Annotated in this window: 22 protein-coding genes; 12 read left to right on the top strand and 10 right to left on the bottom strand. The window is 69.5% G+C overall.

The annotated features are described in order from the left end of the window. Position 1 precedes the first annotated feature (1 nt). Positions 2-1,375: a PleD family two-component system response regulator gene (locus J7U37_RS06155; RefSeq protein ID WP_056182433.1), complete on the top strand. Its 1,374-nt coding sequence runs from the start codon at positions 2-4 to the stop codon at positions 1,373-1,375. A gap of 72 nt (positions 1,376-1,447) precedes the next feature. Here the strand turns inward: J7U37_RS06155 and J7U37_RS06160 are convergent, their stop codons facing one another. The 3 genes from J7U37_RS06160 to J7U37_RS06170 all read right to left on the bottom strand — a co-directional run bounded on the left by J7U37_RS06160 (position 1,448) and on the right by J7U37_RS06170 (position 3,600). Continuing rightward, entirely contained in the window at positions 1,448-2,038 is a 591-nt protein-coding gene (locus tag J7U37_RS06160) for a DUF2059 domain-containing protein (RefSeq protein WP_247635138.1), read from the bottom strand. 95 nt (positions 2,039-2,133) lie between these two features. After that, entirely contained in the window at positions 2,134-2,841 is a 708-nt protein-coding gene (rpiA, locus tag J7U37_RS06165) for a ribose-5-phosphate isomerase RpiA (protein WP_247635139.1), read from the bottom strand. Positions 2,842-3,099: 258 nt separating this feature from the next. Further along, a complete protein-coding gene (locus J7U37_RS06170) occupies positions 3,100-3,600 on the bottom strand; it encodes a hypothetical protein (RefSeq protein ID WP_247635140.1) in 501 nt (166 codons plus the stop codon). A 238-nt stretch (positions 3,601-3,838) separates the two neighbouring features. Between J7U37_RS06170 and J7U37_RS06175 the strand changes: the two genes are divergently transcribed. Together J7U37_RS06175 and grpE are read left to right on the top strand one after the other, a co-directional pair. Then, positions 3,839-6,628: a [protein-PII] uridylyltransferase gene (locus J7U37_RS06175; protein WP_056485403.1), complete on the top strand. Its 2,790-nt coding sequence runs from the start codon at positions 3,839-3,841 to the stop codon at positions 6,626-6,628. A 101-nt stretch (positions 6,629-6,729) separates the two neighbouring features. Then, the gene (grpE, locus tag J7U37_RS06180) at positions 6,730-7,329 is read left to right on the top strand and encodes a nucleotide exchange factor GrpE (RefSeq protein ID WP_056182414.1); all 600 of its coding nucleotides are present in this window, start codon (positions 6,730-6,732) and stop codon (positions 7,327-7,329) included. Between the two features lie 271 nt (positions 7,330-7,600). On the opposite strand, the gene J7U37_RS06185 is transcribed toward grpE, so the two are convergent. The 6 genes from J7U37_RS06185 to J7U37_RS06210 all read right to left on the bottom strand — a co-directional run bounded on the left by J7U37_RS06185 (position 7,601) and on the right by J7U37_RS06210 (position 12,483). After that, on the bottom strand, positions 7,601-8,560 hold the full coding sequence (locus J7U37_RS06185) for a hypothetical protein (protein WP_056182412.1): 960 nt from the start codon (positions 8,558-8,560) through the stop codon (positions 7,601-7,603). A 114-nt stretch (positions 8,561-8,674) separates the two neighbouring features. Continuing rightward, positions 8,675-9,352, bottom strand: a complete 678-nt coding sequence (locus tag J7U37_RS06190) for an alpha-ketoglutarate-dependent dioxygenase AlkB (protein ID WP_247635141.1) — start codon at positions 9,350-9,352, stop codon at positions 8,675-8,677. Positions 9,353-9,362: 10 nt separating this feature from the next. Then, positions 9,363-10,001 carry a 2,3-bisphosphoglycerate-dependent phosphoglycerate mutase gene (locus J7U37_RS06195; RefSeq protein WP_056182406.1) on the bottom strand — a complete coding sequence of 213 codons (639 nt, stop codon included), beginning with the start codon at positions 9,999-10,001 and terminating at the stop codon, positions 9,363-9,365. Positions 10,002-10,142: 141 nt separating this feature from the next. After that, positions 10,143-10,940, bottom strand: a complete 798-nt coding sequence (gene dapB / locus J7U37_RS06200; RefSeq protein WP_247635196.1) for a 4-hydroxy-tetrahydrodipicolinate reductase — start codon at positions 10,938-10,940, stop codon at positions 10,143-10,145. Between the two features lie 114 nt (positions 10,941-11,054). Further along, positions 11,055-11,744: a MarC family protein gene (locus J7U37_RS06205; protein ID WP_056485401.1), complete on the bottom strand. Its 690-nt coding sequence runs from the start codon at positions 11,742-11,744 to the stop codon at positions 11,055-11,057. A gap of 4 nt (positions 11,745-11,748) precedes the next feature. After that, positions 11,749-12,483, bottom strand: coding sequence for a class I SAM-dependent methyltransferase (locus tag J7U37_RS06210; RefSeq protein ID WP_056182398.1), 735 nt, complete (start codon positions 12,481-12,483; stop codon positions 11,749-11,751). Between the two features lie 209 nt (positions 12,484-12,692). On the opposite strand from J7U37_RS06210, the gene gloB reads away from it, so the two are divergent. From gloB to J7U37_RS06255, 9 genes are all read left to right on the top strand, one after another. Continuing rightward, positions 12,693-13,472 (top strand): hydroxyacylglutathione hydrolase, encoded by a 780-nt coding sequence (gloB, locus tag J7U37_RS06215; protein ID WP_247635142.1) that lies wholly within the window; start codon positions 12,693-12,695, stop codon positions 13,470-13,472. Between the two features lie 438 nt (positions 13,473-13,910). Further along, complete coding sequence (locus tag J7U37_RS06220; RefSeq protein ID WP_338011498.1) at positions 13,911-14,540, top strand: TetR family transcriptional regulator; 630 nt, start codon at positions 13,911-13,913, stop codon at positions 14,538-14,540. 273 nt (positions 14,541-14,813) lie between these two features. Then, a complete protein-coding gene (gene mdh, locus J7U37_RS06225) occupies positions 14,814-15,776 on the top strand; it encodes a malate dehydrogenase (RefSeq protein ID WP_247635144.1) in 963 nt (320 codons plus the stop codon). A gap of 138 nt (positions 15,777-15,914) precedes the next feature. Then, on the top strand, positions 15,915-17,111 hold the full coding sequence (gene sucC / locus J7U37_RS06230; protein ID WP_247635145.1) for an ADP-forming succinate--CoA ligase subunit beta: 1,197 nt from the start codon (positions 15,915-15,917) through the stop codon (positions 17,109-17,111). Positions 17,112-17,119: 8 nt separating this feature from the next. Beyond that, the gene (sucD, locus tag J7U37_RS06235; RefSeq protein WP_056182387.1) at positions 17,120-18,004 is read left to right on the top strand and encodes a succinate--CoA ligase subunit alpha; all 885 of its coding nucleotides are present in this window, start codon (positions 17,120-17,122) and stop codon (positions 18,002-18,004) included. Positions 18,005-18,194: 190 nt separating this feature from the next. Further along, positions 18,195-21,167: a 2-oxoglutarate dehydrogenase E1 component gene (locus J7U37_RS06240; RefSeq protein ID WP_247635146.1), complete on the top strand. Its 2,973-nt coding sequence runs from the start codon at positions 18,195-18,197 to the stop codon at positions 21,165-21,167. An 80-nt stretch (positions 21,168-21,247) separates the two neighbouring features. After that, positions 21,248-22,540, top strand: coding sequence for a 2-oxoglutarate dehydrogenase complex dihydrolipoyllysine-residue succinyltransferase (odhB, locus tag J7U37_RS06245; protein WP_247635147.1), 1,293 nt, complete (start codon positions 21,248-21,250; stop codon positions 22,538-22,540). 114 nt (positions 22,541-22,654) lie between these two features. Then, the gene (gene lpdA / locus J7U37_RS06250) at positions 22,655-24,055 is read left to right on the top strand and encodes a dihydrolipoyl dehydrogenase (protein WP_247635148.1); all 1,401 of its coding nucleotides are present in this window, start codon (positions 22,655-22,657) and stop codon (positions 24,053-24,055) included. 234 nt (positions 24,056-24,289) lie between these two features. Then, the gene (locus J7U37_RS06255; RefSeq protein ID WP_056182372.1) at positions 24,290-24,577 is read left to right on the top strand and encodes an MTH1187 family thiamine-binding protein; all 288 of its coding nucleotides are present in this window, start codon (positions 24,290-24,292) and stop codon (positions 24,575-24,577) included. Positions 24,578-24,602: 25 nt separating this feature from the next. Here J7U37_RS06255 and J7U37_RS06260 read toward each other — a convergent pair whose 3' ends face one another. Beyond that, complete coding sequence (locus J7U37_RS06260) at positions 24,603-24,869, bottom strand: hypothetical protein (protein ID WP_247635149.1); 267 nt, start codon at positions 24,867-24,869, stop codon at positions 24,603-24,605. Between the last annotated feature and the right edge of the window lie 257 nt (positions 24,870-25,126).

The raw sequence follows: 25,126 nt of genomic DNA on the forward strand, positions 1-25,126 counted from the left end.
GATGTCGGCCCGCATCCTGATCGTCGATGATCTCTTCCCGAACGTGAAGCTCCTGGAGACCAAGCTCTCCCTGGAGTATTTCGACGTTCTGGCGGCGATGAACGGACCCGATGCCCTCGCGATCTGCGAGAAGGGCCTCTGCGACCTCGTGCTGCTCGACGTGATGATGCCCGGCATGGACGGCTTCGAGGTCTGCCGCCGGCTCAAGAGCAACCCCAACACCGCCCATCTTCCGGTGGTCATGGTCACGGCCCTCGACCAGCCCTCGGACCGCCTGCGCGGCCTCGATGCGGGCGCCGACGATTTCCTGACGAAACCGATCGACGACACCGCCCTGTTCGCCCGGGTGCGCAGCCTCGTGCGCCTGAAGGCCGTGACGGACGAGCTGCGCTCCCGCGCCATGGCCTCGCGCGACTTCGGCATCGGCGATCCGCTCGCCCTCGCGACCGCCGAGACCGGGCTCGACGCCTCGATCCTGCTCGTCGAGGACCGCCCCGGATCGGCCGACCGCCTCGCCGCGGCGCTGGGCCAGCATCACACCCTGACGGTCGAGGCCGACCCGCACAGGGCCCTGGTGCTGGCCACGGAGGGCAACTTCGACCTCGCTCTCGTCAGCCTCGACATCCAGGGCTTCGACGGGCTGCGCCTGTGCAGCCAGCTGCGCTCCCTCGACCGCACCCGCTCGATGCCCGTGATGATGATCGCCGAGGAGCATGACCGCGCCCGGGTCATCCGCGGCCTCGATTTCGGCGTCCACGACTACCTGATGCGGCCGGTGGACCGGAACGAACTCGTCGCCCGGGTGCGCACGCAGGTGCGCCGCCGCCGCTTCTCGGACGCCCTGCGGGGCGCCGTCCAGGCCTCGATGGAACTCGCCATCACCGACGGCCTGACGGGGCTGCACAACCGGCGCTATCTCGACAGCCATCTCGGCGCGATGTTCAACGAGGCGGCCCTGCGCAACCGGCCGGTCGCGGCCCTGATGCTCGACATCGATCGCTTCAAATCGATCAACGACACCTATGGCCACGAGGCCGGCGACGAGGTGCTCAAGGCCTTCGCGGAGCGCATCCGCACCCATACCCGCGGCATCGACATCGTCGCCCGCTACGGCGGCGAGGAGATCGTCATCATCCTGCCCGATGCCGAGGCCGACGGCGCCTACGCCATCGCCGAGCGCATCCGCGAGCGGATCGAGGCGGCGCCCTTCGCCATCCAGCGCGAGACCCGGACCGTGCCGGTGACCGTCTCCATCGGGGTGGCCTGGCGCCGGGCCGAGGATGCCGGCCCCGCCGACATGCTCAAGCGCGCCGATCTCGCCCTGTACCGGGCCAAGAGCACCGGCCGGAACCGGGTCGAGGCGGCCGCCGCCTGAAGGCGGCAACCGCCAGGGTCAAGAAGCCGCCAAGGTCAGCAACCGCCAAGGTCAGCAACCGCCAAGCTGGGCTTACTGGAGCTGATGGCCCTTCTTGGCCATCTCGGCCCGCACCCGGACCATGATGTATTCCGAGACGTCCTGGGTCCAGTTCTGCATGGCCTGCACCATCTCGTCGAGCACCTGAGGCTGGGTCTCAACGTAGCGCTTGCCGGCGGGCGAGCGGAAGAAGGTCGCGATCTCGTTCAGCTCGGCCTCGGAGAGGCGCGAGGCGTAGATGCGCGCGGCCGTGTCGATCATCGTCTGCTTCTGCATCTCCATCTCGGGTTCGAGGGAGGCCAGCACCGTATCGAGGTCCTTGGTCAGTTCGGGACGGGTCACCGCGCCCTGGCGGATCCGCTCGCTGAAGGCGGGGATGATCGAGTCGAACGAGCGGGCGATGCCGGAATTCAGCATCACCTCCCGGGCGAGCGCCAGATGGTTCGCCGAGTAGGCGGGCGTCTGCGCGGCGGGCGTGCTCGGCGCCGCGGCGGCGGGGGCGGGCGGCTTGGTGCCGGGCTTGGCGTTGGCGGCCGGCGGCTTCGCTGCCGGGGCCTGGGCCAGGGCAGCCAGGGGGGCACCGGCGAGGATGAGGGCGGCCAGGGCGGCAAGGCGGCGGGACATGGCGGACGCTCCGGGAAGGACAGAAGTCGGGAAGAATTCGAAATCAGGAAAGATTGGGCGGCAGAACGTGAGCGGAACGGCGTGCGAGCTTGCCTTCAGACGGTGCCGAGGCGGGTCACCACCGCCTGTCCGTCCCGCGCCTCGGCCAGGATGGCGCCGGTGGCGAGACCGAGGAACAGGCCGTGCTCGACTACGCCCGGCACCGCCCACAGGGCGCCCGAGAGGGTTTCGGGGTTGGGGATGCGCTGGAGATGGGCGTCGAGGATATGATGGCCGCCGTCGCTGACGAACGGCGCCCCGTCCTGCATCCGCAGGACGATGTCCCCGGTGCAGCCGCTCGCCCGCAGGGCCGCCGCGACGGCCTTCCGGGTGGCGCCGAGCCCGAAGGCGTTGACCTCGATCGGCAGGGGGAAGGCCCCGAGGGTCTCGACGCGCTTGGCGGCATCGGCGATCACCACCATGCGGCGGCTGGCGAAGGCCACGATCTTCTCGCGCAGCAGCGCGCCGCCGCCGCCCTTCACGAGGCGCATCGCGCCGTCGATCTCGTCGGCGCCGTCGATGGTCAGATCGAGCTCGGGCAGGTCCTCCAGGGTGGCGAGGCGGATGCCGGCCGCCTCCGCCGCGACCCGCGTCGCCTCGGAGGTCGGCACGCCGACGACGTCGAGGCCGGCGCGCACGCGCTCACCGAGCAATGCGACGAAGACGTTGGCGGTGGAGCCGGTGCCGATTCCGAGGCGCATCCCGGGCGTGACCAGCCCGACGGCGACCTCGGCCGCGGCGCGGCGCAGATCCGGCCCGCTCACGCGGGGGCTCCGGCGACTTCGGAAGAACGGGCGTGCGGCATGGGACGGCTCGGGCGAGGGGCGGGGAGCGAAGCGCGCTGGTGGCGCGGGAGGATGCGACCGGGTGCCCCTAGCACGCCGGGCCGGCCGGTCCAACGCGGCGTGCCGCCGATGCCGCCTCGCTCCGCCGTGGCTGTCACTGCGCGAGGCTTGCCGTCCGCTGCGCGAGGCTTGCCGTCCACTGCGCGAGGCTTGCCGTCCACTGCGCGAGGCTTGCCGTCAGGGGCGTCCGCTCTGGGGCGGCGTGGCGCTCGGCCCGGCCCGGCCCGGCGCGGCCCCGGTGGCCGGGGCTTCGTCCGCGCCCGGACCGGTCGGATTCGCCTGGGCGGTGCAGACCACGGCCTCCTTCTGCAGCTGCACGTAGCAGATGCTCATCTCGCCGGTGCGGTAATTGACCCGGAACACCCCCGCCTCGCGGGTGTGGCGCGAGGCCACGAGACCGTATTCCGAGGGGGCCTGCGCGCTCGCTCCCTCGCCGGAGCCGTAGCACACGGTGACGCCGACGCTGCCGACGGCGCCCTCGCGCAGGCCGTACTGACAGGAGGTGACCTCGCCCGTGACCTTGTCGACGCGGTAGACCCGGTTGAGGTCGATCTGCGGGGCCGGCACGAACTCGAACGAGGCCGCCCGGGCCCGGCTCCCGAGCGCCGGGAGCAGCCCGGTCGTCAGAAGCAGGGCTCCGGCCAGGCGGACAAACATCGGATGCAGGATCGAACGCATCGGGGGCCTTCGTGAATGCTGGGGGGCGCGTGACGGGAGATCGGACGGGGTCCGGCGCAGCGCTAGCGCGGCCTTGCGGCGCAACCGTGACCCATCGGGTATCCACGGCGGCTTCGTGCGCCACGGCCGATTTTTCCCGGCTGGAATCCGCTGAAACACCGCGCGGGCGGGGCGCGCCGCCTCGCCCGCGCGGTGATGCCGCTGGCGTCATTCTGCCAACATGCTAACGGGGTTGGCCATGTTCGACGCCGTCGCCGCCCTCAAAGACATCCTCGAGAACCTGGACCGCGATGCCCGCGAGGCGACGCGTCTGCGGGCGGTGCTGGTGCCGGAATTGCGCCGGGTGATCGAGCTCGGGCGGGCCGATGCCGAGGCGCGGCTGCTGGAGGAGCGCGACGGCATCGCCTGCGCCCAGCGCTTGAGCCAGCTCACCGACGCGGTGATCCGCACGATTCACGACGCGGTGGTCTGGCGGCTCTACCCGAACGACAATCCCTCCACCGGCGAGCAGCTCGCCGTGGTGGCCACCGGCGGCTACGGCCGGGGCACGATGGCGCCGGGCTCGGACATCGATCTGCTGTTCCTGCTGCCCTACAAGCAGACCGCCTGGTCCGAGAGCGTCGTCGAGGCGATGCTCTACGTGCTGTGGGACCTGAAGCTGAAGGTCGGCCACGCGACCCGCTCGGTGGAGGAATGCCTGCGCGAGGGCCGGGCCGACATGACCATCCGCACCTCGCTCCTGGAGGCGCGCTACCTGTTCGGCACCCGCGTGCTGTTCGAGGAGTTGGTCACCCGCTTCGACACCGAACTGGTGATGTGGACCGCGCCCGAATTCGTCGAGGCGAAGCTGCGCGAGCGCGACGCACGGGTCTCGAAGGCGGGCGCCTCGCGCTACCTCGTCGAGCCGAACGTCAAGGACGGCAAGGGCGGCCTGCGCGACCTCAACACGCTGTTCTGGATCGCCAAGTACACCTACCGGGTCCGCGACCAGAGCGAGCTGGTGGCCGCCGGGCTGTTCACGCCCGAGGAGTACCGGGTGTTCGAGCGCTGCGACGAGCTGCTGTGGCGGGTGCGTTGCCACATGCACTTCGTCACCGGCCGGGCCGAGGAGCGCCTGTCCTTCGGCCTGCAGCCGAAGATCGCCGAGCGCTTCGGCTACGAGCCGCGCGGCGGCCTGTCGGGCGTCGAGCGCTTCATGAAGGCGTATTTCCTCATCGCCAAGGAGGTCGGCGACCTCACCGCCATCGTGTGCGCGGCCCTGGAGGCGCGCCATGCCAAGCGGACTCCGGTGCTCGACCGCTGGATCGGCCGCTTCCGCGACCGCTTCCGCGCCACCGCCATCGAGGCCGAGGATTTCGTCGACGATCACGGCCGCATCAACCTGCGCGACCCCGACGCCTTCAGCCGCGATCCCGTCAACCTGATCCGGCTGTTCTGGCTCGCCGACCGCCACAACCTGCCGATCCACCCCGACGCCACCCGGGCGGCCAACCGCTCCCTGCGCCTCATCGGCCATTCCCTGCGGGCCGACGAGGAGGCCAACCGGCTCTTCCTCGACATCTTGAGCTCGAAGAACTCGCCGGAGACGATCCTACGGCTGATGAACGAGGCCGGCGTGCTCGGCCGCTTCATCCCGGATTTCGGCCGCATCGTCGCGATGATGCAGTTCAACATGTACCACCACTTCACGGTGGACGAGCACCTGATCCGCGCCATCGGGGTGCTGTCGGCGATCGAGTCGGGCCGCACCGAGGAGGAGCATCCCCTCGCCACGCGGCTGATCGACACCATCAGCAACCGCCGCGCGCTCTACGTCACGGTGCTGCTGCACGACATCGCCAAGGGCCGGCCCGAAGACCATTCCATCGCGGGGGCCGCCATCGCGGAGAAGCTCGGGCCGCGCTTCGGCCTGACCCCGGCCGAGACCGAATTGATGGCCTGGCTGGTGGAACACCACCTGCTGATGTCGATGACCGCCCAGAGCCGCGACCTGTCGGACCCCAAGACCATCGAGAAGTTCGCCGGCGTGGTCCAGACCCTGGAGCGCCTGAAGCTGCTCACCATCCTGACGGTCGCCGACATCAAGGCCGTGGGCCCCGGCGTCTGGACCGCCTGGAAGGGCACGCTGCTCCGCACCCTCTACGACGAGACCGAGGTGGTTTTGTCCGGCGGGCATTCGGAGATCGCCCGCACCGATCGCGTCCGCCTGATCCAGATGGCGCTGCGCGAGCAGCTCACCGGCTGGGAATCCGAGACCTTCGACGCCTATGCGGCGCGGCACAACCAGGCCTACTGGCTCAAGGTCGACACGACGCGCCAGTACAAGCATGCGGGCTTCGTCAAGGCGCTGACGGCGGAGGGCCGCACCGTCGCCACCGCCACCGAGACCGATCCGGTCCGCGGCGTCACCGAATTGACGATCTACTCGCCCGACCATCCGCGCCTGCTCGCCATCGTCACGGGGGCCTGCGCGGCCTCGGGCGGCAACATCGTCGACGCCCAGATCTTCACCACCACGGATGGCTTCGCCCTCGACTCGATCTTCATCTCGCGGGCCTTCGAGCGCGACGAGGACGAGATGCGCCGGGCCGGCCGCATCACCATCGCGATCGAGAAGGCGCTGCGCGGCGAGATCCGCATCGCCGACCTGGTGGCCGACCGGCACCCGCCGAGCGGGCGGGCGCCGACCTTCCTGGTGCCGCCCGACATGGCCATCGACAACGCCCTGTCGAGCCGCGAGACCGTGATCGAGATCACCGGCCTCGATCGCCCGGGCCTGCTCTACGAGCTGACGACGGCGCTGAGTCGGCTCAGCCTCAACATCACCTCGGCCCATGTGGCGACCTTCGGCGAGCGGGCGGTGGACGTGTTCTACGTGACCGACCTCACCGGCACCCGGGTGACGCAGCCCGACCGGCAGGTGGCGATCCGGGCCGCCGTGATGGAGGTCTTCGCCAGCGACGTGGCGGCCCTGCGCGCCGAAGGTCTCGATGCGCTGATCGACTCGCCGCCGCCCCGCGAAGCCTGAACCGCTGAGCCGGCACGATGGCCCGTGCGCTTGATTTCAGGGCGGCACCGCCTGATATCAGCGCCAACCCCGACACCCGATTCCTGCGACGAAATCCAACGATGGCGAACGACATGCATGACGAGCGGCGCGACCCGACCCAGTCGGTCGAGGAGATCCAGGGGGCCGCGCAGGCTGAGGGCACCCATGAGGCCCCCGATGCCCTGGCGTCGCTGGTGGCCGAGCGCGACGAGCTGAAGGACCGCGTCCTGCGCACCCTGGCCGAGATGGAGAACCTGCGCCGGCGGACCGAGCGCGAGGTCGCCGACGCCCGCGTCTACGCGGTGACGAACTTCGCGCGCGACCTTCTCAACTCCGCCGACAACATCCGCCGCGCCTTGGAAAGCATCCCCGAGGCGGACCGGACCAGCGCCGACGGGTCGTTCAAGGCGCTGATCGACGGCATCGAGCTCACCGAGCGCGACCTCGCCAAGACCCTGGAGCGCCACGGCGTCAAGCTGGTCGAGCCGAAGGGCCAGCGCTTCGATCCCAACCGCCACCAGGCGATGTTCGAGGTGCCCGACCCCGAGGTCCCAACCGGCACCGTCGTCCAGGTCATGCAGGCCGGCTACGTCATCGGCGATCGCGTCCTGCGCCCGGCGCTGGTCGGCGTCGCCAAGGGCGGTCCGAAGCCGAGCGCGCCCCCGGCCGACGCCGCCTGAAGGCCGGCCGAAGCGCCACCCCGACCCTCGCCGTCGGGGCGGGAGATAGCAGACCGCACTGCGCCGTCATTCCGGGGCGCCGGAGGCGAGCCCGGAATCCAGATCCGCCGGCGGCGTAAGGTTCTGCACGCTTTGCGTTTCTGGATCCCGGGTTCCGCTGCGCGGCCCCGGGATGACGCGGCGCTGCGTCTGGGCTTCCGGCAGAACCTTTCGCCAAAGCCGCTTCGCTTCTGCGATCCCCCCGCCCGCAGGGGGAGGGAAGCGGTTCGCCCTAGCGCATCTGCACGCTGTCGACGACCTCGCGGAAGCGGGCGAGCACGCCCTCGCGCTTGTCGGCCTTGACCACGCCGACGGCGCGCAGGTAGCCGTCCGGCGCGAAGCGGATCGTCTGCGAGATGACCACCGGCGTGCCGGTGGCGGTGTCGACCGCCCGGGCCACGATCTCGTGCCAGTCGACGCCGTTCTGGCGGTAGCTCTGGGCCCGCTCGATCACGAAGTCCTTCATCGTCTGGTTCGAGTAGAGCGCCGCGCGGGCGAAGGCTTCGCGCTGTTCCGTGGCCGGCGGCGGCTGCACCGCCTGCGCCAGCACCAGGATCGGCTGCTCGAGCCCGAGCATCTCGTCCTTCGCCCCCTGGGTCAGCAGCACCGAGTTGCCGGCCAGCACCCGCACCGGTCGGAAACCGGCATCGTTGCCGATGCGGAACGGCAGGGCATCGACCTGCTGCTGCAGGCTCAGGGCCGGGCGGATGTGGATGCCGGTCAGAAGACGCTTCATCGTCTCCTCTGTCTCGGCATCCGGTGTCGCCTGCGCGATGATGATGCCGGTGACGGTCGGGTCGCCGACCAGCAGCATCCACTTCTTGATCGCCGGGGTCCCGGCCGATTCCACCGCCGGCTGCTCGCCGGTGAACAGCACCGCATCGACGTCGCCCGCGACCTTGATCGCTTGGCGGCTCGAGACGATGAAGCCCTGGGCCTTCAGGTTCTCGTCGGTGAAATTGGTTTCCAGGTCGGCGAAGGCGTTGGCGGGCAGTTCCACCACCGAGACCGTCGCGCCGCCCTCGAGCCGCTCCAGGCCGGAGAAGCGCTTCGAGGAGACCATGTCCGACGGCGGATCGAAGCCGAAGCGCGAGCTCGGCGGAAAGACCGGGTCGGCGGCCAGCGCGGGCCCCGCCAGCCCCAGGGCGAGGGCCAGGATGGAAACGCGACGGACGAGGATACGCAGACGCATCAAATCGGTTCTCCGCAAGGCCCCGGTCTCGCAGGGCAGGTCGGCCGGGTCAGCCCCCGGGAGGCCGATCGCCGGTGAGGCTGACGCGATGGGTCGGCCCACACCCCGTCGCTGTCAAGCGCCTGACGGCCGCGTGACACGGCGCAGGGTCAGGTTGCAGCGGCCGCCTGCCGCCAGGATGGCCGGAACCGGCGCCGGCGGGGCGCCCTGGAGCAGGTCCGGCACCTCCGGGATCAGCCGGTCCACGCCGTGATGGATGAGCCGGGCCGGCCCGCCGATCACGAGCGCGTCACCGGCCCGAAGGCGCACCGAGCGCGTCGGATCGCTGCGCTTCAGGCCGCCGTAGCGGAACAGGGCGGTGGCGCCCAGCGAGAGCGACAGAACCGGCGCATCGCGGGCGTCCTCGTCGCGGTCCTGGTGCAGGCCCATGCGGGCGCCGGCGTCGTAGAGATTGACGAGGCAGGCCTCGGGCGGGGCCGGATAAGCGGCCAGCCTCGTCCAGGCGGCGAGGGCCGTGGCGGGCATGGCCGGCCAGGGCGCCCCCGTCTCGGGATGATGCGCCTGGTAGCGATAGCCGGTCCGGTCGGAGACCCAGCCGAGCGATCCGCAATTCGACATCCGCACCGAGAAGGGCTGGTCGGTGCGCGGCATGCGGGGAATGTAGGCGGGCGCGTGCGCCAGCACGGCGTCGAGTTCGGCGGCCAGGCGCGCCTGCGCGGCCTGATCGAGGTAGCCCGGAACATGGATCAGGCCGGGAGCGAGGACGATCCCGGCCTGTGCGGTCGGCGCCATGCGCCCGCGATCAGGCCTTGTGGTCGATGTCGTGCTCCAGCACCGTCTTGCTCTCCACCGTGGTGTCGGCCTTGAGCTGGTAGACGAGCGGGATGCCGGTGGCGATCTCGAGGCTGGCGATGGTCTTCGTGGTCATGCCGTCGAGCACCATCACGAGGGCCCGCAGGGAATTGCCGTGAGCGGCCACCAGAACGCGCTCGCCCGCCATCACGCGGGGCAGGATCACCTGGATGTAGTAGGGCAGGACCCGCGCGGCGGTGTCCTTCAGGCTCTCGCCGCCGGGCGGGGGCACGTCGTAGGACCGGCGCCACTGATGCACCTGGGCGTCGCCCCAGCGCTCGCGGGCATCGTCCTTGTTGAGTCCGGACAGGTCGCCGTAATCGCGCTCGTTCAGGGCCTCGTTGCGGATCGTCTCGATGCCGCCGAGATCCATCTCCTCCAGGATCAGCGCGCAGGTGCGCTGGGCCCGCTTCAGGTTGGAGGTGAAGGCGACGTCGAAGCCGTAGCCCTGCTCCTTGAGCCAGCGCCCGGCATTGCGGGCCTCCTCGACGCCGCGGTCCGTCAGCTCGGGATCACGCCAGCCCGTGAAGAGCTTCTTGAGGTTCCATTCGCTCTGGCCATGGCGAGCGAGGACGAGAAGGCGATCCATCGGGGGGCGATCCTCTTGGTCTTTTGAGACAACACCCTCGCGAGGCGATGGTGCAATGCAGCGAACGTGCGTTCGGCGGCTCATGGGCGCCCGAATCTGAACGGCGGATGACGGGGCCGCCGTGCCGACGTGGCTTCCGTATTAAAGCCCGAGGACGTCGTCCATCCCGTAGAGACCGGGGGGCCTGTCGAAGGCCCAGAGCGCCGCCCGCACGGCCCCGCGCGCGAAGATCGCGCGGTCCTCGGCGTGATGGCTGACGGTGATGCGCTCGCCGGGGCCGGCGAAGACCACGCTGTGGTCGCCCACCACCGTGCCGCCGCGCAGGGTGGCGAAGCCGATGTCGCCGGGCCGGCGCGCCCCGGTATGGCCGTCGCGGGTGGAGACGCGGGCGTCGGCCAGGGCGACGCCGCGCCCCTCGGCCGCCGCCTCGCCGAGCAGCAGGGCCGTCCCCGAGGGCGCATCGACCTTCATGCGGTGATGCATCTCGACGACCTCGATATCGAAATCCTCGCCGAGGGCCGCCGCCATCCGGCGCACGAGGCCGGCGACGAGGTTGACCCCGAGGGACATGTTGCCCGAGCGCACGATGCGGGCATGGTGGGCGGCCGCTCCGAGCTTGGCGAGGTCGGCCTCCTGCAGGCCCGTGGTGCCGACCACGTGGACGATGCGGGCCTGGGCGGCGAGCTCGGCGAAGAAGGTGGTGGCGGCGGGCGCGGTGAAGTCGAGGACACCCTCGGCCGCTGCGAAGACCGGCAGCGGGTCGTCCGTGACCGCGACGCCGAGGGGCTGAAGACCCGCCAACGTGCCGGCATCCTGCCCCAGGGCATCGGAGCCCGCGCGCTCGATGGCGCCCGACAGCGTGCAGCCCTCGGTCTCCGCCACCGCGCGGATCAGCATCCGCCCCATGCGCCCGTCGGCGCCCACCACCACGAGCCGCATGCCTGGCCTCGTCATCCTGTCGAACTCGCGCCTGCGGTACAGCCTCCGGCGGGCAGCGGCAAGGATCGGCGAGGATCGGCAAAGATTTGCAAGGGTCGGCGCCCCGGAGGGACTTCAGCGCCCCGCCTGCGCCAGCAGCGGCCCGAGCACGTCGGTGACGCCGTTCACGGTGATCTGGGTGCCGACGCAGAGCAGCAGGAAGGCGAAGAGCCGTCCGAGCACCCGCGCGCCGACGGGGCCGATCCAGGTCACCACCCGGTCGGCCGAGCCGTAGGTGAAGCGCACCAGCACGGCGATGGCCAGCGCCGCCAGGGACATGCCGACGTAGAAACCGATCCGGTCCGGCCCGGGCGCGGGCCGGTTGGAGCCCAGCGCGATCGCCACCGCGATGGTGCCGGGCCCGGTGGTGAAGGGGAGCGTCAGGGGAAAGAATGCGATCTCGGCGAGGTTTCCGGCGGGGTCCCGGGTCACCTCGGCCTGCTTGCGGGCCTCGCGCGCCTCCGGCGCCGTCAGCAGCGTCCAGGCCGAGGCCGCGACCACGAGGCCGCCGGCGATGCGCAGTGCCGCCAGCGAGACGCCGAAGAAGTTGAGGATCGGCGCGCCGGCCCACAGGGTCGAGAGCATGATGAGGGCGGCGTAGAAGCCGATGCGCCGGGCCAGCTCCAGGCGCTCGGCGTGGGAGTTCAGCGCCGTCACCTGCGCGAAGATCAGGGACGAACCCACCGGGTTCACGATGGAGAACAGGGACGAGAAGGCGAGCACGAAGCTCTGGAGCGCGGCCTCCGGCGCGATCAGGTTCAGCATGCGCTCAACCCGGCGAGGGGGCGGGCACCAGGACGCGGGCCGGGGCGAGGCGGGCGACCTTGCGCGCCCGCCGCACGGCGACCGGGCGGTAGAGCTGCTTGGTGGCGTCGATCACGTGCAGCCCGGCGAAGGGCAGGGACAGGCTCGTGCCCATGCGCTCCCAGGCGCTCGCGGTGCGCAGCAGCAACCGGTTTTCCACCGGCGGCATGTACAGGGTCTCGGCCCAGCCCTCGGGGGAGAACTGGGTGCTGCGCATCAGCCGGGCGAGCTGCGAGCGGCTGTAGGGCTGGCCGTGACCGAACGGGGTCGCATCGCGCCGGGCCCAGACGCCGCGCCGGTTCGGCACCACCAGGATCATGCGCCCGCCCGGTGTCAGCACGCGCCAGACGTCCTGCAGCAGCTCCGTCGGGCTCTCGACCGATTCGAGGGCGTGCACCAGGATCACCCGGTCCACCGCCGCTTCCGGCAGGGGCATCATCGTGGGATCGGCCAGCGCCGAGCAGGAGCGGCCGCTGCCGGGCCAGTTCACCACCCCCTGGGTCGCCGGCATGAAGGCCAGGGTCCGTTCGGCGATGACGTGGACGGGGCCGAGATACGGCGTGGCGTAGCCGAGCCCGAGCACGCGCAGGCCCGACACCGAGCCCAGAAAGCTGTGGATCGCGCGCGCGACGATGCGGTGCGTCACGCCCCCCAGGGGGCTCGCATAGAAGGCGCGCAGATCGGTGACGTCGAGGCGCATGGGACAGGTTTCGAGCGGCCACGGGGCGGGGCGCGAAAAAACAGGTGCAGGGGCATCAATGGGGGCCGGCACCCCGCCCGACAAGCCCGGATCGGCCCGAGGGGGGCGGGGACCGGGGAAAAACCACCTGGACCCGGCGTCCGCGGGTCCCATGTCCTGCTCGACGCAACGATGTCCTGCTCGACGCCACCATCCCCGAGGACGCTGCCATGACTGCCGCAAAGCCCGAGATCCACACCTTCCTGTGCCGCTCCGACAACATCGGAGTCCTGATCCGCGACCCCGCCACCGGCGCCTGCGCGGCCATCGACGTGCCAGAGGCCGACGCGGTCCTGGCCGCGCTGGCGGAGACCGGCTGGACCCTCACCGACATCCTCGTGACGCATCGGCACGGCGACCATGTGGAGGGCATTCCGGAGGTGAAACGTCGCACCGGCGCGCGGGTGACGGCGCCCCTCAAGGCGGGCGCCGCCGTCCCGGAGGTCGACGTCACCGTGTCAGAGGGCGATGGGGTCCGGGTCGGCGATCTCGCCGCCGAGGTCTGGGAAACCCCGGGGCATTGCGCCGACCACGTCACCTACTGGTTTGCCGAGGCCGGCGTGGTGTTCGCGGGCGACACCCTGTTCACACTGGGCTGCGGGCGGGTGATGGAGGACGAGCCCGCCACCCTGTGGCATTCGCTGGCGCGCTTCCTGCCGCTGCCCGATGCGACGGCGGTCTACAGCGGCCACGACTACGTCCTATCGAACGCGCGTTTCGCCCTGGCGGCCGAGCCCGGCAACGCGGTTCTGGCCGAACGGGCGGCGGAGGCGGAGCGCGCGAAGGCCGAGGGACGCTTCCTGATTCCGAGCACGATCGGCGCGGAGCGGGCGACCAATCCGTTCCTGCGCGCCGGTGAGGCGGCCCTCGCGCAGGCCGTGGGTCTGGCCCCCGGAACCCAGCCTTCGGTTGTCTTTACTGCACTAAGGGCCTGGAAGAACCGGTTCTAACTCGCTAAAGGGGGCATTACAGAAGGGCGGGTGCTGTCATTGGTTCCCGTCATCTGGACGTTCCGGTGGGTGAGATCCGTTCTGGCAAGACGGATCCAAATGGGAGCCTTGCGCACCCCTGTCTTGCCTATCTCCTGCCTGCCTATCTCCTGCCTGCCTATCTCCTGCTTGCCGATCCCTTCCACGAGCCCCGGTGTCCCATTGATGCAGCCGCCCGGCCCGCCTTTCGCCTTCGATCACGCGATCAACCTCGGACACGGCCAGAGTTCCGAGTCGCAGGATTCCGATTCGCAAGATTCCGAGTCGCAGGATTTCAAGTCGCAAGATTTCAAGTCGGAAGATTCCGGGGCACGCGATTCCGGGTCGCGCGACTTCGACTCATCGGGGGAGGGTGCGGCCAACGAGGCCGGCGCCAAGGACATCGGTGTCCGCCTCACGGTGCCGCGCCTGGGGCGTCCGGCGCCCCGGCCTACCGCGCCGTTGGCCGTCGATGCGCGCCTGCTCGCCGTCGCCACGGAACATCTGCGCCGTCTCGGACCCAAGCGCGTGACCGTGGTGGCCGTCGCCGCCGAGGCGGGCATGACCCACGCCAATGTCTACCGCTACTTCCCCTCGAAGGACGCGCTCCTCGATGCGGTGGCGGGGCGCTGGCTGCGCGACGTCGAGGCGGAACTCGCCCGCATCGCCGATGCGCCGGACCCGGCTGACGACAAGATCGAGCGCCTGCTCACCGCCCTGGCGAGCGTCCAGCGCGAGACGCTGGTGCATGAGCCGAACCTGTTCGCCGTCCACCTCGACGCCACCGTGGGCGCGCGCCCCATCGCCCGGCGCCACCGGGTCCGGCTGCGCAGTCTCGTGGAGCGCGTGGTGGAGGAGGGCATCGGGGCCGGCGCCTTCGTCGCCCGGGACCGCGAGCGGGCCATCGCGCACATCTTCGATGCCAGCTACCGCTTCACCCATCCGCTGGCGATTCAGCACGATGCCGACCTGCCGCGCGACCTCGTCGAAGCCCGTCTGGGCGCGGTGATTCTGGCGATCCAGAAGGTGCTGCGGACCGGGACGCTCTGAGCCTCCGTGACAGAGTTTTTGATCTGTCACCTGAGCTTCGCCGCCGAACCAAGTCGACGCCCGATCTGCCAACTGCCTGAGGGATCTGCGCTTTTTCGGCGGTAGCCGGTGCCCGCCTGAGAGCCGCCCTGGCCCGAACCCTGCTTTGCCGTTCGTGCCTCGGTTGAAGCCCTGGGCCTTTTCGGCCACACACCGCGGCAGCACTGCGCCGGTGGTCGAGACCCCTCCGCGCGCCGCGACCCGCGACTCAAGGACCGGAGGTTGGTTTCCCCCATGGCACGCAGCAAGATCGCGCTCATCGGCGCCGGACAGATCGGTGGAACCCTCGCGCACCTGGCGGGCCTGAAGGAACTCGGCGACGTCGTCCTGTTCGACATCGCCGACGGCGTGCCCCAGGGCAAAGGCCTTGACATCGCCGAGTCCGCGCCCGTCGACGGGTTCGATGCGACCTACACGGGTGCCAGCGATTATGCGGCGATTGCCGGCGCCGACGTGGTGATCGTCACCGCCGGCGTGCCGCGCAAGCCCGGCATGAGCCGCGACGACCTGATCGGCATCAACCTCAAGGTCATGGAAGCGGTCGGCACCGGCATCAAGCAGCACGCGCCCGACGCCTTCGTGATCTGCATCACCAATCCCCTCGACGCCATGGTCTGGGCCCTGCAGAAGTTCTCGGGTCTTCCCACGCACAAGGTGGTGGGCATGGCTGGCGTGCTCGATTCCGCCCGCTTCCGCCACTTCCTCGCCGACGAGTTCAAGGTCTCGGTGGAGGACGTCACCGCCTTCGTGCTCGGCGGCCACGGCGACGACATGGTCCCGCTGGTGCGCTACTCCACGGTGGCCGGTGTGCCGCTGCCCGACCTGGTCAAGCTCGGCTGGACCAGCCAGGAGAAGCTCGACGCCATGGTCGAGCGCACCCGCAAGGGCGGCGGCGAGATCGTCAACCTGCTCAAGACCGGCTCAGCCTTCTACGCCCCTGCGGCGTCGGCCATCGCCATGGCCGAGAGCTACCTGCGCGACAAGCGCCGCGTGCTCCCCTGCGCCGCCTATCTCAACGGCGAGTACGGCATCACCGACATGTATGTCGGCGTGCCGATCGTGATCGGGGCCCACGGTGTCGAGCGCGTGCTCGAGGTCACCTTCAACGATGACGAGAAGGCGATGTTCGACAAGTCGGTCGGCGCCGTGAAGACCCTGATCGAGGCCTGCAAGAGCGTGAACCCCGCGCTGGCCTGATCGCCGGCCGTCGTTCCGGGGCGCCGCCGGCGCGCCCGGAATCCAGGGCCGCCGACGCGGCAGGCTGGATCGCAACCTGTGTTTCTGGATCCCGGGCTCCGCGTCGCGGCCCCGGGATGACGTTGAGGGTCTGAATCCATGAACATTCACGAGTACCAGGCCAAGGCGGTGCTGAAGGAATTCGGCCTGCCCGTCTCGCGCGGCGTGCCGATCTTCAAGCCCGAGGAGGCCGAGGCGGCCGCCAAGGAACTCGGCGGCCCGGTCTGGGTGGTGAAGTCCCAGATCCACGCGGGCGGCCGCGGCAAGGGGAGCTTCAAGGGCGCTCCCGCCGGCGCAAAGGGCGGCGTGCGCGTCACCAAGTCCCTCGACGAGGTCAAGCAGTTCGCCGGCGAAATGCTGGGCCAGACCCTCGTCACGATCCAGACCGGCGAGGCCGGCAAGCAGGTCAACCGTCTCTACATCGAGGAGGGCGCCCAGATCGAGGCGGAGTTCTACCTCTCGATGCTGGTGGATCGCGAGACCGGCAAGGTCGCGTACGTCGTCTCGACGGAAGGCGGCATGGACATCGAGACGGTGGCGCACGACACGCCCGAGAAGATCGTCACCTTCTCGGTCGACCCGGCCACCGGCGTGATGCCCCATCACGGCCGCCTCGTCGCCAAGACCCTCGGCCTCTCGGGCGCCCAGGCCAAGGAAGCGGGCGACCTCACCACCCGGCTCTACGAGGCGTTCACCGCCAAGGACATGAGCATGCTGGAGATCAACCCGCTGGTGCTCACCGGCGACGGCCATCTCAAGTGCCTCGATGCCAAGATCTCCTTCGACTCGAACGCCCTCTACCGCCACCCCGACATCGTGGCCCTGCGTGACGAGACCGAGGAGGACGCCAAGGAGATCGAGGCCTCGAAGTACGATCTGGCCTACATCGCGCTGGACGGCACCATCGGCTGCATGGTCAACGGCGCCGGCCTCGCCATGGCGACCCTCGACATCATCAAGCTCTACGGCGAGGAGCCGGCGAACTTCCTCGATGTCGGCGGCGGCGCGTCCGAGGAGAAGGTCACGGCGGCCTTCAAGATCATCACCGCCGATCCGCAGGTGAAGGGCATCCTGGTCAACATCTTCGGCGGGATCATGAAGTGCGACGTGATCGCCAACGGCGTGATCGCGGCGGTGAAGGCGGTCGGCCTGCAGGTGCCCCTGGTGGTGCGCCTGGAGGGCACCAACGTCGAGAAGGGCAAGGAGATTATCCGGAATTCCGGCCTGAACGTGATCCCCGCCGACGACCTGGACGATGCCGCGCAGAAGATCGTCGCCGCCGTGAAGAAGGGCTGAGAGTACCCATGTCCATCCTGATCGACGCGAACACCAAGGTCATCTGCCAGGGCTTCACCGGCAAGAACGGGACCTTCCACTCCGAGCAGGCCATCGCCTACGGCACCAAGATGGTCGGCGGCACCTCGCCCGGTAAGGGCGGCTCGAAGCACCTCAACCTGCCGGTCTTCGACACGGTGGCGGAGGCGCGCGAGGCCACGGGCGCCGACGCTTCCGTGGTCTACGTGCCGCCGCCGGGCGCGGCCGACGCGATCTGCGAGGCGATCCAGGCCGAGATCCCGCTCATCGTCTGCATCACCGAGGGCATTCCGGTGCTCGACATGGTGCGGGTCAAGCGCGCCCTGGAAGGTTCGAAGTCCCGCCTCGTCGGCCCGAACTGCCCCGGCATCGTCACCGCCGGCCAGTGCAAGATCGGCATCATGCCGGCCAACATCTTCAAGCCCGGCTCGGTGGGTATCGTCTCGCGCTCCGGCACGCTGACCTACGAGGCCGTGTTCCAGACCACCAATGCGGGACTCGGCCAGACCACGGCGGTGGGCATCGGCGGCGACCCGGTGAAGGGCACGGAATTCATCTCCATGCTCGAGCTGTTCCTGGCCGACGACAAGACCGAGTCGATCGTGATGATCGGCGAGATCGGCGGCTCGGCCGAGGAAGAGGCGGCGCAGTTCCTGGCCGACGAGGCCAAGCGCGGCCGCAAGAAGCCCATGGTCGGCTTCATCGCCGGCCGCACGGCGCCTCCGGGCCGCCGCATGGGCCATGCGGGCGCGATCATCTCGGGCGGCAAGGGCGGCGCCGAGGACAAGATCGCCGCCATGGAAGCGGCCGGCATCCGGGTCTCGCCCTCGCCGGCCCGCCTCGGCAGCACGCTGGTCGACGTCCTGCGCGGCTGACACTCCGGGATCGCAGGCCTGCATTGCTCCGGCGTTCAGGTCCGAGACCCCATCTAGGAACGAGCGACGCGGGACAGGGTCCCGCGTCTTTCCCCACACTTCCGATTCCCGACCGAGATCCCGGCGGAACGGATCGGGCAGGGCCTCGCCCCGACGGCAGGCTCCGCGAAGCGGCAGGATGACCCGAACGATGGCACGCCAGGACGCGCTCGAAACCTCGTTCCTCTACGGCGGCAACGCCGCCTACATCGAGGAACTGCAGGCGGCTTACGCCCGTGATCCGAACTCGGTCGATCCCGAGTGGCAGGCGTTCTTCCGCTCCCTGAACGAGGACAAGGGCCTGGCGGAGAAGAACGCCGCCGGCGCCTCCTGGGAGCGGCCGAACTGGCCCATCCACGCCAATGGCGAGATTGTCTCGGCGCTGGACGGCAACTGGGCCACCGTCGAGAAGGCCATCGGCGACAAGATCCGCGCCAAGAGCGACACCGCCTCGGCCCCCGCGAAGGGCGTCGTCGTCGCCTCCGCTCCCGGCATCTCCGTGGAGCAGGCCACCAAGGACTCGGTGCGCGCGATCATGCTGATCCGTGCCTACCGCATGCGCGGCCACCTGCACGCCAAGCTCGATCCCCTCGGCCTCGCGCCGCGCGGCGACCACGAGGAGCTTCACCCGCAGCATTACGGCTTCGAGGAGAAGGACTGGGACCGCCCGATCTTCCTCGACAACGTGCTCGGCCTCGAATTCTCGACCATCCGCGAGATCGTCGAGATCCTGGAGCGCACCTACTGCCAGACGCTCGGCGTCGAATTCATGCACATCTCCAACCCGGAGGAGAAGGCGTGGATCCAGGAGCGCATCGAGGGCAAGGGCAAGGAGATCACCTTCACCCCCGAGGGACGGCGCGCGATCCTGAACAAGCTGATCGAGGCGGAAGGCTTCGAGAAGTTCCTCGACCTCAAGTACACCGGCACCAAGCGCTTCGGCCTCGACGGCTCTGAGGCGATGATCCCGGCCTTGGAGCAGATCATCAAGCGCGGCGGCGCCCTCGGCGCCGAGGAGATCGTGGTGGGCATGGCCCATCGCGGCCGCCTCAACGTGCTCACCAACGTGATGGCCAAGCCGTTCCGGGCGGTGTTCAACGAGTTCAAGGGCGGCTCGGCCAATCCGGCCGAGGTCGAGGGCTCCGGCGACGTGAAGTACCATCTCGGTGCCTCGTCGGACCGCGCCTTCGACGGCAACAACGTCCACCTCTCGCTCACCGCCAACCCGTCGCACCTCGAGATCGTCGATCCGGTGGTGCTCGGCAAGGTGCGGGCGAAGCAGGACCAGCGGGCCAAGCCCACGGTGGAGCGCACCCGGGTGGTGCCGCTTCTGATCCACGGCGACGCCGCCTTCGCGGGGCAGGGCGTGGTGGCCGAGTGCCTCGGCCTGTCCGGGCTGAAGGGCCATCGCACCGGCGGCTCGATCCACTTCATCATCAACAATCAGATCGGCTTCACCACCGATCCGCGCTTCTCGCGCTCCTCGCCCTATCCGTCGGACGTCGCCAAGATGGTGGAGGCGCCGATCTTCCACTGCAACGGCGACGACCCGGAGGCCGTCACCTTCGCGGCCAAGATCGCGATCGAGTACCGCCAGAAGTTCGGCAAGCCCGTCGTCATCGACATGCTGTGCTACCGCCGCTTCGGTCACAACGAGGGCGACGAGCCGGCCTTCACCCAGCCGAAGATGTACCAGCGCATCCGCAAGCACCCGACCGCGCTGGAGACCTACGGCAAGAAGCTCGTGGCCGAGGGCGTCCTGAGCCAGGAGCAGCTCGACACGCGCAAGGCCGAGTTCCGCGCCATCCTGGACGCCGAGCTTGAGGTCGCCACCAACTACAAGGCCAACAAGGCCGACTGGCTCGACGGACGCTGGGCCGGCTTCAAGGCCGTGCGCGAGGACGTGGACGATCCCCGTCGCGGCAAGACCGGCGTGCCGGCCGAGACCCTGCGGGAGATCGCCCAGCGCATCACCACGCCGCCGCCCGGCTTCCACCTGCACCGTACGATCCAGCGCTTCTTCGACAATCGCGCCAAGGCGGTCGAGTCGGGCAAGGGCATCGATTGGGCGACCGCCGAGGCCCTGGCCTTCGGCTCGCTGCTCATCGAGGGCCATCGCGTCCGCCTGTCGGGCCAGGATGTCGAGCGCGGCACCTTCTCGCAGCGCCACGCCGTGGTGATCGACCAGGAGAACGAGCAGCGCTACACCTCGCTGAACTCGATCCGTGAGGGCCAGGCGAGCCTGGAGGTCATCAACTCGATGCTCTCCGAGGAGGCGGTGCTCGGCTTCGAATACGGCTACTCCGCGGCCGAACCCAACGCCCTGGTGCTGTGGGAGGCGCAGTTCGGCGACTTCGCCAACGGCGCCCAGGTGGTGATCGACCAGTTCATCTCGTCGGGCGAGCGCAAGTGGCTGCGCATGTCGGGCCTGACCCTGCTGCTGCCGCACGGCTACGAGGGCCAGGGGCCGGAGCATTCCTCCGCCCGCCTGGAGCGCTTCCTGCAGATGTGCGCCGAGGACAACATGCAGGTCGCCAACTGCACCACGCCGTCGAACTACTTCCACATCCTGCGCCGGCAGCTGCACCGCGAATTCCGCAAGCCGCTGATCCTGATGACGCCGAAGTCGCTGCTGCGGCACAAGAAAGCGGTCTCTCCGATCGAGGCGATGGCGGACGGATCGAGCTTCCACCGCGTGCTCTGGGACGATGCCGAGCGCGACGAGGACGGCATCAAGCTGGTCAGGGACGACAAGGTCCGGCGCGTCGTGCTGTGCTCGGGCAAGGTCTATTACGACCTCTACGACGAGCGTGAGAAGCGCGGCGTTAACGACGTCTACCTGATGCGGGTCGAGCAGCTCTATCCCTTCCCCCTCAAGGCGCTAGCGGGCGAGATGGGGCGCTTCCGCAACGCCGAGGTGGTGTGGTGCCAGGAGGAGCCCAAGAACATGGGCTCCTGGGCCTTCGTCGAACCCTACCTCGAATGGGTGCTGGGCCAGGCCCAGTCGCCGGTGAAGCGCGCGCGCTACGTCGGTCGCCCGGCCTCCGCCTCCACGGCGGTGGGCCTGCTCTCGAAGCACCAGGCCCAGCTCCAGGCCTTCCTCAACGAGGCGCTGGCGGTCTGACCGCCGGCGCATCCCGCACCGTTTCTCGATCCGAAGGCGCCGCGTCGAGGCGCCCCAACTCTCCGGACGGACACTGAACCATGGCAACCGATATCGTCGTCCCGACCCTGGGCGAATCCGTGAGCGAGGCCACCATCGGTCGCTGGTTCAAGAAGCCGGGCGACACCGTGGCGGCCGACGAGCCGCTGGTGGAACTGGAGACCGACAAGGTCACCCTCGAGGTCAACGCGCCGGCGGCGGGCGAACTCGGCGAGATCCTGGCCAAGGACGGCGAGACGGTGGAGCCCGGCGCGCTCCTCGGCTCGATCGTCGAGGCCACCGGCGGCGCCAAGGCGGCCCCCAAGAAGGCCGAGGCGCCGGCTCAGGAGAGCAAGAAGGCCGAGGCGCCGGCCCAGGAATCCTCCGCCGGCTACGGCAATCACGGCGACGCCGCGCCCCCGGCGGCCCGCGAATCCGGCGATCACGGCCCCGCGGTCGCCAAGATGGCGCGCGAATCCGGCATCGATCCGTCGACCCTCAATGGAACCGGCAAGGACGGCCGCGTGACCAAGGGCGACATGCTGGAGGCCACCGCCAAGGGGCCCTCCGCCGGGCCCTCCGCCCTCCAGGCGGCCGCTCCCGCCAAGGAGGCCAGGCCGGCCGCTCCGCGGGCACCCTCGAAGCCCGACGATGCGGCGCGCGAGGAGCGCGTGCGCATGACCAAGCTGCGCCAAACCATCGCCCGCCGTCTCAAGGACGCGCAGGACACCGCCGCGATGCTGACGACGTTCAACGACGTCGACATGTCGGCCGTGATGGCGATGCGGAGCCAGTACAAGGACATCTTCGAGAAGAAGCACGGCACCAAGCTCGGCTTCATGGGCTTCTTCACCAAGGCGGTGATCGGCGCCCTCAAGGACGTACCGGCGGTCAATGCCGAGATCGACGGGCAGGACCTCGTCTACAAGAACTACTATCACATCGGCATCGCCGTCGGCACCGATAAGGGCCTCGTGGTCCCGGTGGTGCGCAACGCCGACGACCTGTCGATCGCCGGCATCGAGAAGACCATTGCGGGCTTCGGCAAGAAGGCCCGCGACGGCAAGCTCTCCATCGACGAGATGCAGGGCGGCACCTTCACGATCACCAACGGGGGCATCTACGGGTCGCTGATGTCGACCCCGATCCTCAACGCGCCGCAATCGGGCATCCTCGGCATGCACCGCATTGAGGAGCGTCCCGTCGTGCGGGGCGGCAAAATCGAGGCGCGGCCGATGATGTACCTCGCCCTGTCCTACGATCACCGCATCGTCGACGGGAAGGAGGCCGTGACCTTCCTCGTGCGCGTCAAGGAGGCGCTGGAGGATCCGGCACGCCTCGTGCTCGACCTCTAAGGCCCGGCAGCTGCCGTCCGCCGGCCGCGCCCCCGCGCGGCCGGACGCTTCCGCGCGCTTTGTCCATCGATGGTGGGGCATGACCCGCCGCCCAATCCAGCGAGTCAGAACTCCATGTCCTACGATCTCGTCGTCATCGGCACCGGCCCCGGCGGCTATGTCTGCGCCATTCGGGCGGCCCAGCTCGGTCTCAAGACCGCGGTGGTCGAGAAGCGGGCCACCCACGGCGGCACCTGCCTCAATGTCGGCTGCATCCCCTCGAAGGCGCTGCTGCACGCTTCGGAGGCCTTCGAAGAGGCCTCCAAGCACTTCGCCGACATGGGCGTCATGGTCAGCACGCCCGAACTCGACCTCGCCAAGATGATGACGTTCAAGCAGGACGGCGTCGACGGCAATACCAAGGGTGTCGAGTTCCTGCTCAAGAAGAACGGCATCGATGCCTACCGGGGCACCGCCCGTCTGGCCGGCGCCGGTCGCGTCGAGGTGCTGTCCGAGGACGGCGGCAATCAGCTTCTCGAGACGAAGAACGTCGTCATCGCCACGGGCTCGGACGTCACCAAGCTCCCCGGCGTCACCATCGACGAGACGGTCGTGGTCACCTCCACGGGGGCGCTCGCCCTGGACAAGGTGCCGGGCAAGATGCTGATCATCGGCGCCGGCGTCATCGGCCTCGAACTCGGCTCGGTCTGGCGCCGCCTCGGCTCGGCGGTCACCGTGGTCGAGTATCTCGACCGCATCCTGCCCGGCATGGACGGCGAGGTCGGCAAGCAGTTCCAGCGCATCCTCGGCAAGCAGGGCATCCAGTTCAAGCTGTCCTCGAAGGTGACGGGCGTCGCGGTCGCGGACGGGGCCGCCACCGTCACGGTGGAGCCCGCCGCCGGCGGCGAGGCCGAGACGCTGCAGGCCGACGTGGTGCTCGTCGCCATCGGCCGCGTGCCCTACACCGAGGGCCTCGGCTTGGAGACGGTGGGGGTCGGACTCGACAACAAGGGTCGCATCCAGACCGACAGCCACTACGCCACCAACGTGACGGGCATCTACGCCATCGGCGACGTCATCGCCGGGCCGATGCTGGCGCACAAGGCCGAGGACGAGGGCGTGGCGGTGGCCGAGCTGCTGGCCGGCCAGTCGGGCCACGTGAATTACGGCGTGATCCCGAACGTGGTCTACACCTATCCGGAGGTCGCCTCGGTCGGGAAGACCGAGGAGGAGCTGAAGAAGGACGGCATCGCCTACAACAGCGGAAAATTCCCCTTCACCGCCAACGGTCGCGCCAAGGTCAACCACACCACGGACGGCTTCGTGAAGATCCTGGCCGACGCCACCACCGACCGGGTTCTCGGCGTGCACATCGTCGGCGCCGATGCGGGCAACCTCATCGCGGAGGTCGCGGTGGCGATGGAGTTCGGCGCCTCCGCCGAGGATGTGGCCCGCACCTGCCACGCCCATCCGACCCTGACCGAGGCGGTCAAGGAAGCGGCGTTGGCGGTGGGCAAGCGCGCGATCCACATCTGAGACCGGGTCGATCCGGCCGCTGCGATCCGGCCGTTCCGATATTGGGCGTCCGGTTCCGGGCCTGCTGCCCTGGTGGCGGCCGATCCGGGGGCTGGCACGCCATCACGTCGACGGCCCAGGCGCGGCTTACCCATTCGGGGCGGAATCGATGTGCGCAGGCGGCCCCGCGATGTGATTGACAGGCCGGGATGCGTGCGACCTCTGGCAGAGCCGTCGGGCGCAGGGAGAAACATCATGAAGGTCGTCGCGGATCTGTGCATCGTCCCGATGGGCGTCGGCCCCTCGGTTTCGCCCTACGTGAAGGAGATCAAGGCGGTCATCGACGCCAGTCCCCTTCAGGCGGAGATGCATGCCAACGGCACCAATATCGAGGGCGAACTCGGCGACATCTGTGCGCTGATCGAGGCCTGCGAGGCTCGGCTCAGCGAACTCGGCGTCCAGCGGGTCTTCTTCACGATGGCGTTCTCGTCGCGGCGCGACAAGGTGCAGTCCATGGCGGACAAGCTGACGGCGGTGCTCTGAGCGTCGCCCGCCATGGCCAGGACGGTTAGGGCTTCGCCCCAGCCGGTTTTTGCTGATCCAGCCTCTCGCCTGCCGTGCATTCCCGCAGGAAGGTGTCGCGGCCCGCTCCCGTGAGCCCGTTCTTGTCGGCTTGCGTCGCGCAGACCGCCTCGCCGCGCGCCGCATTGGTCGAGGCCGCTGGCGGTTGGCTGGAGGCCGCCGGCGCTCGGTCAGATGCTGGCGAGGCTTGACCCGCAGCCGGCGTCGCCAACCCGAGGGCGAGGAGCAGCAGCAGGCTCTGTCGAGATGCCATGAAGGGTCCTTCCGTCCGGTTCGGTCTGCGTCGACTGGGCAACGCGGCCGAGCGGCCGCTTGATCCGTGGAGCAAACGGCCCGCGAAAGTTCGTAACCGCATGGCACCCCGGTGGACGGAGGAAGAATTAACCGCCGTCGAGCGATGAAAGAGCCCTGTCGACGGATGTCATTCTTCCGTCAAAAGCGCTCCCTGCTGGATCAACGATGGATGTCAGGGTCCTAACGATGCCAAAGCGACCTATCCTGACGCGGCGA

The sequence above is a fragment of the Methylobacterium sp. 37f genome, from assembly GCF_023093475.1.
Classification (GTDB): Bacteria; Pseudomonadota; Alphaproteobacteria; order Rhizobiales; family Beijerinckiaceae; genus Methylobacterium.

Coding starts and splice junctions, on each gene's coding strand:
- J7U37_RS06155 (WP_056182433.1), top strand. CDS start 2: ATGTCGGCCCGCATCCTGATCGTCGATGATCTCTTCCCGAACGTGAAG.
- J7U37_RS06160 (WP_247635138.1), bottom strand. CDS start 2,038: ATGTCCCGCCGCCTTGCCGCCCTGGCCGCCCTCATCCTCGCCGGTGCC.
- J7U37_RS06170 (WP_247635140.1), bottom strand. CDS start 3,600: ATGCGTTCGATCCTGCATCCGATGTTTGTCCGCCTGGCCGGAGCCCTG.
- J7U37_RS06175 (WP_056485403.1), top strand. CDS start 3,839: ATGTTCGACGCCGTCGCCGCCCTCAAAGACATCCTCGAGAACCTGGAC.
- grpE (WP_056182414.1), top strand. CDS start 6,730: ATGGCGAACGACATGCATGACGAGCGGCGCGACCCGACCCAGTCGGTC.
- J7U37_RS06185 (WP_056182412.1), bottom strand. CDS start 8,560: ATGCGTCTGCGTATCCTCGTCCGTCGCGTTTCCATCCTGGCCCTCGCC.
- J7U37_RS06190 (WP_247635141.1), bottom strand. CDS start 9,352: ATGGCGCCGACCGCACAGGCCGGGATCGTCCTCGCTCCCGGCCTGATC.
- J7U37_RS06195 (WP_056182406.1), bottom strand. CDS start 10,001: ATGGATCGCCTTCTCGTCCTCGCTCGCCATGGCCAGAGCGAATGGAAC.
- dapB (WP_247635196.1), bottom strand. CDS start 10,940: ATGCGGCTCGTGGTGGTGGGCGCCGACGGGCGCATGGGGCGGATGCTG.
- J7U37_RS06205 (WP_056485401.1), bottom strand. CDS start 11,744: ATGCTGAACCTGATCGCGCCGGAGGCCGCGCTCCAGAGCTTCGTGCTC.
- J7U37_RS06210 (WP_056182398.1), bottom strand. CDS start 12,483: ATGCGCCTCGACGTCACCGATCTGCGCGCCTTCTATGCGAGCCCCCTG.
- gloB (WP_247635142.1), top strand. CDS start 12,693: ATGACTGCCGCAAAGCCCGAGATCCACACCTTCCTGTGCCGCTCCGAC.
- mdh (WP_247635144.1), top strand. CDS start 14,814: ATGGCACGCAGCAAGATCGCGCTCATCGGCGCCGGACAGATCGGTGGA.
- sucC (WP_247635145.1), top strand. CDS start 15,915: ATGAACATTCACGAGTACCAGGCCAAGGCGGTGCTGAAGGAATTCGGC.
- sucD (WP_056182387.1), top strand. CDS start 17,120: ATGTCCATCCTGATCGACGCGAACACCAAGGTCATCTGCCAGGGCTTC.
- J7U37_RS06240 (WP_247635146.1), top strand. CDS start 18,195: ATGGCACGCCAGGACGCGCTCGAAACCTCGTTCCTCTACGGCGGCAAC.
- odhB (WP_247635147.1), top strand. CDS start 21,248: ATGGCAACCGATATCGTCGTCCCGACCCTGGGCGAATCCGTGAGCGAG.
- lpdA (WP_247635148.1), top strand. CDS start 22,655: ATGTCCTACGATCTCGTCGTCATCGGCACCGGCCCCGGCGGCTATGTC.
- J7U37_RS06255 (WP_056182372.1), top strand. CDS start 24,290: ATGAAGGTCGTCGCGGATCTGTGCATCGTCCCGATGGGCGTCGGCCCC.
- J7U37_RS06260 (WP_247635149.1), bottom strand. CDS start 24,869: ATGGCATCTCGACAGAGCCTGCTGCTGCTCCTCGCCCTCGGGTTGGCG.